Genomic DNA, 7,614 nt, shown 5'->3' on the forward strand with positions numbered 1-7,614 from the left:
TTTCGCGTCCTGCTTTTTACACTTCGATGTCGGCCATATCGCCTTTTTCCTGCAACCAGTTGCGCCGGTCTTCGGAACGTTTTTTCGCCAGCAGCATATCCATCATGCGCAGGGTCTGATCCGCATCCTCGTCGCTGATGGTCAGCTGCACCAGACGGCGGGTATTGGGATCGAGCGTGGTTTCACGCAGCTGCAGCGGGTTCATCTCACCCAGCCCTTTGAAGCGCTGTACGTTAGGCTTACCCTTTTTGCGTTTCAGCTGCTCCAGCACGCCCTCTTTCTCATCTTCGTCCAGCGCGTAGTAAACCTCTTTGCCGAGATCGATACGGTAAAGCGGCGGCATGGCGACGTAGACGTGCCCGCCTTTGACCAGGGAACGGAAATGCTTAACGAACAGCGCACAGAGCAGCGTGGCGATGTGCAACCCATCCGAGTCCGCATCCGCCAGGATGCAGATCTTGCCGTAACGCAGCTGAGAAAGATCTTCGCTGTCGGGATCGATACCGATCGCCACCGAGATATCATGCACTTCCTGCGACGCCAGCACCTCATCGGACGAGACTTCCCAGGTGTTCAGGATCTTGCCTTTCAGCGGCATGATCGCCTGATATTCACGATCGCGGGCCTGCTTGGCCGATCCGCCTGCCGAGTCCCCTTCGACCAGGAACAGTTCTGTCTTATTCAGATCCTGGGCGGTGCAGTCCGCCAGCTTGCCTGGCAGCGCCGGCCCGCTGGTGAGTTTCTTGCGCACCACCTTTTTGGCGGCCCGCATACGCCGCTGGGCGCTGGAGATCGCCAGTTCAGCCAGCAGTTCTGCCGTCTGGATGTTCTGGTTCAGCCACAGGCTGAAAGCATCCTTCACCACGCCCGACACAAAGGCGGCACACTGACGTGATGACAGGCGCTCTTTGGTCTGACCGGCAAACTGCGGATCCTGCATCTTCACCGACAGCACATAGGCGCAGCGGTCCCAGATATCTTCCGCAGAGAGCTTCACGCCACGCGGCAGGATATTGCGGTATTCGCAGAACTCACGCATCGCATCCAGCAGCCCCTGACGCAGACCGTTAACATGGGTTCCCCCCTGCATGGTCGGGATCAGGTTGACGTAGCTCTCCGTTAACAGCTCACCGCCTTCCGGCAGCCATAACAGCGCCCAGTCCACCGCCTCCACATCACCGGCAAAACTGCCGACAAACGGTTTTTCAGGCAGCGTAGGCAGGCCGTTCACGGCTTCACACAGATAGTCGGTCAGGCCATCTTCATAGCACCAGCGCTGTTCGGTGTTGTTAAGCTTGTCTTTAAAGATTATCTCAACGCCCGGACAGAGCACCGCTTTGGCTTTCAGCAGATGTGAAAGGCGCGAAACCGAGAAACGCGGGCTGTCGAAGAAGCTCTCATCGGGCCAGAAGTGGACGCGCGTACCGGTGTTGCGTTTCGCCACCGTGCCGGTTACGGTCAGATCCTGAACTTTGTCGCCATTCTCAAACGCCATGTCATAGATCTCGCCATTACGGCGCACCGTGACTTCGACACGTTTAGAGAGGGCGTTAACGACCGAAATCCCGACGCCGTGCAGGCCGCCCGAAAACTGGTAGTTCTTGTTGGAAAACTTGCCGCCCGCATGCAGGCGGCAGAGGATCAGCTCGACGGCTGGCACGCCCTCTTCCGGGTGAATATCCACCGGCATGCCGCGCCCGTCATCAATGACTTCCAGCGACTGATCGGCGTGCAGAATCACTTCAACCCGCTTCGCGTGGCCGCCCAGCGCCTCATCGACGCTGTTATCAATCACTTCCTGACCCAAATGGTTGGGCCGCGTCGTATCGGTGTACATCCCCGGGCGACGGCGAACAGGCTCAAGGCCAGTCAGGACCTCAATGGCATCCGCGTTATAATTTGATTGACTCATCGTAAATGTCTGTCAGATGGGTGAAATGGGGTGCGATTTCCGCGTTACTCAGGTGTGATTCAGACCAAGAAAGTCCAGAATCTGCGGGAAATGGCGCTCGAATCCAGTAAATGCATGATTTCCGCCCTCTTCTACCGTGTGGCGACACGCGCTGTAGTAGTCGAGCGCCTGACGGTAATCGAGAACTTCATCGCCGGTTTGTTGCAGCAGCCAGAGTAAATCGGGCGCTTCCAGCGGTTCGATCTGCATCACTTTCAGATCGTAAATGTGGCGTGACTCTAACACATATTGCTGGCCGGTGTAGGGATTCTGATTGTCGCCGAGGAAATCGGCCAGCAGCTCAAAGGGGCGTACCGCAGGGTTGACGACAACCGCCGGCAGCATAAAGCATTGTGACAGCCAGGTGGCGTAATAGCCCCCCAGCGACGAGCCGACCAGCCCCAGGGTTTCACCGCTGTGGCTCAGGACCAGCTCTTCCAGCAGGGCGGCTGCGTCCGCCGGAAAGGTTGGCAGCTGCGGCACAATCATCTTAATCGACGGATGATGCGTCTCTAACCATTGCCGGAACTGCGTCGCCTTCGCCGACTGCGGCGAGCTGTTAAAACCGTGCAGATAGAGCAGTGCCGCCACGCGTCAGTATCCTTCTGAGTCTAAATCGGGACGAAAAGCGTCGGTGTCGAGCCGGTTAACCTCGGTCTCTACGCCGCCATCCGGATGCAGGGTAAACCAGCGCCAGCCTGGCGCGACGGTATCAATCGCAAAACTGGTGCAGTGGGGTTTGAACTGCACGCAGGTCGATGGCGTCGCCAGCACCCGGCGGCCATGCCACAGCAGATCCAGCTCCTGATGAATGTGACCACATACCAGCGTCCGGGCCAGCGGATAGCGCTGTAGCACCGCGTCAAGCTGATGGGAATTGCGCAGGCTGTGCTGGTCGAGCCAGGTGCAGCCTGAGGCCAGCGGATGGTGATGCAACAGGACCAGCGTGTGTCGTTGTGGAAAGCGGGCCAGCGCATTATCGAGCCACTCCAGCTGGTAGTCGCTCAGCATGCCGTGCGGCACACCGGGCACCTGGCTGTCGAGCAGGACGATCTGCCACTGATCGCCCAGCAGCACCTGCTTGTGGGCATTGATGTGGGCGGCTGCCAGCGTATCGACCATCGCGGGCTGGAAATCGTGATTTCCCGGCAGCCAGACGCAGGGGCGGGGCAAACGTGAGATACCCTCAGCAAAATGCTGATAGGCCTCCACTGAGTGGTCCTGAGCCAGATCGCCGGTGGCAATGATCAGGTCGTAGTCGCGCTGCTGCGCAGTAATTGCCTCCACGACCGCTTCATAGCTCGACCAGGTATTCACCCCAAGTAGCGACTCATGTTTTCCAGCGAACAGGTGGGTGTCCGTGATTTGTAAAATCCTGATTTCGGAACCGTTCGCCACAGGAAGAGTTAGCAGGCTATCCAAAGCGTTTCCTTCGTCTCCACGCCATTTACTGCATTATACGCATCAGCAGACCGGAACTGCCATTGCGCCATGTGCCAGGCAGTAGCGCAGCCAGTCTGCGAGAAACTGGTTTATCTGATGTTTTTCATCGCGCTGATGCAATTTTTTATTAGGATAATCATAGCGCGCTTTAAAGCGATAGATCTGTTGAGTTGAACACACTTCAGCGACCATCGCATCGTGATAGAGCCGTACCGACATCGAAGGCAGGCTCCAGTAACTCACGGCAGGCGCGACCTGGCGAATCTCCACCAGCGTGGTGTAGCGGGTCGACTCCTGAATGGTCAGCTGATAACGGGCGCCACTCACCTGATAGATCACCGATGCACCCGCCTCATCGCTGCGCGGCAGCAGGCGGCGTAACTGGGCGAAATTGGTTTCGCAGAGCCGCATCATTTCGGGGAAATCAGGGGTATAGCGCTGTTTCATTTTTGTATCCACTCTTCACGTAGTTTTTCATGGTGCAACGCCAGCCATTGCAGGGCGATGACAGACGCCGCATTATCGATAATCCCCTCTTCCACCCAGCGATAAGCCTGTTCGCGGCTCACCACATGGACAAGAATATCCTCATTCTCTTCCTCCAGACCATGGCATCCCTCTGCCAGGCTGGCATCCACTTCCCCAATCAGCACCGACAGTCGTTCGCTGGTGCCGCCAGGGCTGGCCAGATAGCTCAACATAGGCTTAATCCGGCCGACCTCTAATCCTGCTTCTTCCACGGCTTCACGACGCACAACCTGCTCAACAGACTCCCCCGGTTCGATAATGCCGGCGACCATCTCCAGCAGCCAGGGCGAGGCACTGCTGTCATAAGCCGGGATGCGGATCTGTTCAATCAGCACCACTTCATCGCGTAAGGGATCATAAGGTAGCAGCACGGCGGCATGTCCGCGCTCAAAAACTTCGCGCTGCACTTCGCCGCTCATTTCGCCATTAAACTGGCGGTGGCGGAAGCGGTAACGTACAACGGAAAAAAAACCATCATAGACGGTTTCGCGTGTAATAATTTCTACATCGTTTTTTGTGAAAGTCACGGGGGATTTTTTTTCTTCCGGCATCATCAGGTTCCTTATGCAGATTGGGGGGAGCGAAAAAAGCCTCTGACCGTGCTCCATGTAGGGTGTTCTTTCTGAATTATTTACGTAAATTAGAGGGAGAAGGCACGTTCAGCCAACTTATCTCACAGTTGCCCTCTGCTAGAATCGGCGATAATTTTTGGCTTACCCGGCAGCGCACGCACTGCAATTTGCTGCAACAAAAGGAATGCAAATGAAAAAACTGCTCCCATTTTTTATTGGGCTGAGCCTGGGCGGTTTCAGCTTTACCGGCCAGGCCGAAGATCTGCTGCAGGTTTACCAGCAGGCACGTCTGAGCAACCCGGATCTGCGCAGCGCCGCAGCCGATCGCGATTCTGCTTTTGAGAAAATCAACGAAGCGCGTAGCCCATTATTACCACAGCTCGGCCTGGGTGCAGATTACACCTACAACAGCGGTTATCGCGATAACAGCGGACTCCATTCCAACACGACCAGTGGCTCGCTGCAATTAACCCAGACCATTTTCGATATGTCGAAATGGCGCGCGCTGACCCTGCAGGAAAAAGCGGCCGGTATTCAGGATGTGACCTATCAGGTTGCACAGCAGGATCTGATTCTGAACACCGCCACCGCCTACTTCAACGTGCTGAAAGCGATTGATACGCTTTCTTACACCGAAGCGCAGAAACAGTCCATCTATCGTGAGCTTGACCAGACGACTCAGCGCTTTAACGTCGGCCTGGTGGCCATCACTGACGTACAGAACGCCCGCGCGCAGTATGACAGCGTGCTGGCTAACGAAGTGACCGCGCGAAACAATCTGGATAACAACGTAGAGACGCTGCGTCAGATCACCGGCATGGACTACCTGTCGCTGGCGTCGCTGAATATCGACCGTTTCAGAACCGATAAGCCGGAAGCGGTCAGTGCGCTGCTCAAGCAGGCCGAGAGTCGTAACCTGTCGCTGCTCTCTGCACGTCTGAACCAGGATCTGGCCCGTGAGCAGATCCGCTCCGCGGAAACCGGTCATATGCCGACGCTGGATCTGACCGCCTCTACCGGTATGTCGAACAGCAAATATGGCGGCAGCCGTGCTAACCAGAGCGCAGGCTCTACCGACTCCATCACCGGTTCAAACCAGGTGGGTCTGAGCTTCTCCCTGCCGCTTTACAGCGGCGGCGGCGTGACCTCTCAGGTGAAACAGGCGCAGTACGGTTTCGTCAGCGCCAGCGAACAGCTGGAAAGCGCTCACCGCACTGCGGTGCAGACTGTGCGCTCATCGTTCAACAACGTGAACGCCTCGATCAGCAGCATCAACGCCTATAAACAGGCCGTTGTCTCTGCGCAGAGTTCACTGGATGCGTCAGAAGCCGGTTATCAGGTGGGTACACGTACTATCGTCGACGTGCTGGATGCGACCACCGTACTCTACAATGCCAAGCAGCAGCTTTCTGATGCGCGCTACAGCTACCTGATTAACCAGCTGAACATCAGCTATGCGCTGGGCACGCTCAACGAGCAGAGCCTGCAGAAACTGAACAGCCAGCTGGGTAAAGAGATCCCAACCTCTCCGGAAACCGTGGCACCGGAAAACGCGCAGCAGACCGCGCGCGTGGACAACGGTCCGGTCGCGACGGGTTCAGCAGAGGCTGCACGTCCTGCCGCTGCCCGCCAGAAAAGCGGTAACCCTTTCGGTAACTAATCAGCACTGACGGGCTGCTTTGCGGCCCGTCTCTCTGTTGAACGTATAACTAAGTAAAGATCCCTGCGGCATCAGGCCTTCAGCTTCAATTTTACCCCCCCATCCCCTATTCTATGCGCTACCTTTGGGCACAGGATAATCATAATGAAACGCACAAAATCTATTCGCTATGCCGCTTTTCGTAAGAGCTGGCAGGCGCGCCATTTAACGCCTGTTGCTATCGCGGTTTCAGCGGTATTTATGCTGGCAGGCTGCGAGCAGAACGATGAAACGGTTTCGATGTATCAGAACGCCGATGACTGTTCTAAAGCCAATCCGGGTCAGAGTGCGCAATGTACCACCGCCTTCAATGAAGCCAAAAAAGAGGCGGAGCGCACCGCGCCAAAATATGCCACACGTGAAGATTGTGTCGCTGAATTTGGTGAAAACCAGTGTCAGCAGACCCCGGCTCAGGCGGGTGCCGGCACCACCAATGCTGAAGCCCAGCAGAATGGCGGCAGTTTCTGGATGCCGCTGATGGCCGGTTACATGATGGGTCGCATGATGGGCGGTGGCGCAGGCTTTGCACAGCAGCCACTCTTCTCGTCGAAAAACCCGCGCAGTCCGGCAAATGGCCAGTTTGTGGATGCTTCCGGCCGTAATTATGGTGCCGCGACCTCCGGCAAAACCATGAACGTGCCGAAAACGGCGCTGGCCCCTAAACCGGCCACGACCTCCACCATTACCCGTGGTGGCTTCGGTGAAACCGTGGCGAAGCAGAACAGCATGCAGCGCAGCAGCGCCAGCGGTACCTCCAGCCGCTCAATGGGAGGCTAATCCCCGATGGAACGCATTGCCATTTCAGAACGTCCGGGCTGGCGCGAAAAAGCCACCGAGTTCGGTTTTCGTTTTCACACCATGCATGGCGAGCCCTACTGGTGCGAAGAGGCGTACTACCAGTTCACGCTGGCGCAAATCGATCATCTGGAAGAGGTCACGGCTGAGCTGCACCAGATGTGTCTGCAGGTGGTGGAAAAAGTGGTCAACAGTGAAGCCCTGCTGACCCGCTTCCGCATTCCCCGGCACACCTGGGATTTTGTGCGGGATTCGTGGCGTCAGCGTCAGCCCTCGCTCTATTCGCGCCTCGATCTCGCCTGGGATGGCAAAGGCGATATCAAGCTGCTGGAGAACAATGCCGATACGCCGACCTCGCTGTATGAAGCGGCCTTTTTCCAGTGGCTCTGGCTGGAAGACCAGCTTAATGCCGGACAGCTCCCGGCTGGCAGCGATCAGTTCAACAGCCTGCAGGAAAAACTGATCGAGCGCTTTGCCACCCTGCATCAGCAGCATGGGTTTAACCTGCTGCATTTCGCCTGCTGCCGTGACACCGAAGAAGATCGCGGCACGGTGCAGTATCTTCAGGACTGCGCGACCGAAGCGGGTCTGCCGGTTGAATTTCTCTACATTGATGAAATTGGCCT

General features: G+C 56.8%; 8 protein-coding genes. 3 read left to right on the plus strand and 5 right to left on the minus strand.

What is annotated here, in order from left to right:
• Positions 1-16: 16 nt before the first annotated feature.
• From parE to nudF, 5 genes are read right to left on the minus strand one after another with little or no spacing between them, the layout of a single operon-like run.
• Positions 17-1,912, minus strand: a complete 1,896-nt coding sequence (gene parE / locus CKF42_RS10770; protein WP_009087278.1) for a DNA topoisomerase IV subunit B — start codon at positions 1,910-1,912, stop codon at positions 17-19.
• A 48-nt stretch (positions 1,913-1,960) separates the two neighbouring features.
• Positions 1,961-2,542 (minus strand): esterase YqiA, encoded by a 582-nt coding sequence (gene yqiA, locus CKF42_RS10775; protein WP_009087280.1) that lies wholly within the window; start codon positions 2,540-2,542, stop codon positions 1,961-1,963.
• Between the two features lie 3 nt (positions 2,543-2,545).
• On the minus strand, positions 2,546-3,373 hold the full coding sequence (gene cpdA / locus CKF42_RS10780; protein WP_009087282.1) for a 3',5'-cyclic-AMP phosphodiesterase: 828 nt from the start codon (positions 3,371-3,373) through the stop codon (positions 2,546-2,548).
• A gap of 42 nt (positions 3,374-3,415) precedes the next feature.
• Positions 3,416-3,841 (minus strand): DUF1249 family protein, encoded by a 426-nt coding sequence (locus tag CKF42_RS10785; RefSeq protein WP_009087284.1) that lies wholly within the window; start codon positions 3,839-3,841, stop codon positions 3,416-3,418.
• Positions 3,838-4,473, minus strand: coding sequence for an ADP-ribose diphosphatase (nudF, locus tag CKF42_RS10790; protein WP_009087285.1), 636 nt, complete (start codon positions 4,471-4,473; stop codon positions 3,838-3,840). Before nudF ends, CKF42_RS10785 begins: the two co-directional genes overlap by 4 nt.
• Positions 4,474-4,684: 211 nt before the next feature.
• On the opposite strand from nudF, the gene tolC reads away from it, so the two are divergent.
• The 3 genes from tolC to CKF42_RS10805 form a co-directional block, all read left to right on the plus strand.
• On the plus strand, positions 4,685-6,154 hold the full coding sequence (gene tolC, locus CKF42_RS10795) for an outer membrane channel protein TolC (RefSeq protein ID WP_058956432.1): 1,470 nt from the start codon (positions 4,685-4,687) through the stop codon (positions 6,152-6,154).
• A gap of 144 nt (positions 6,155-6,298) precedes the next feature.
• The gene (locus CKF42_RS10800) at positions 6,299-6,970 is read left to right on the plus strand and encodes a DUF1190 family protein (protein WP_111208167.1); all 672 of its coding nucleotides are present in this window, start codon (positions 6,299-6,301) and stop codon (positions 6,968-6,970) included.
• A gap of 6 nt (positions 6,971-6,976) precedes the next feature.
• On the plus strand, positions 6,977-7,614 hold a 638-nt coding region (locus tag CKF42_RS10805; RefSeq protein WP_146239932.1), incomplete at its 3' end, for a glutathionylspermidine synthase family protein.

Source organism: Pantoea sp. ARC270 (genome assembly GCF_003236725.1).
In the GTDB taxonomy this organism is placed as follows: Bacteria; Pseudomonadota; Gammaproteobacteria; order Enterobacterales; family Enterobacteriaceae; genus Pantoea; species Pantoea anthophila.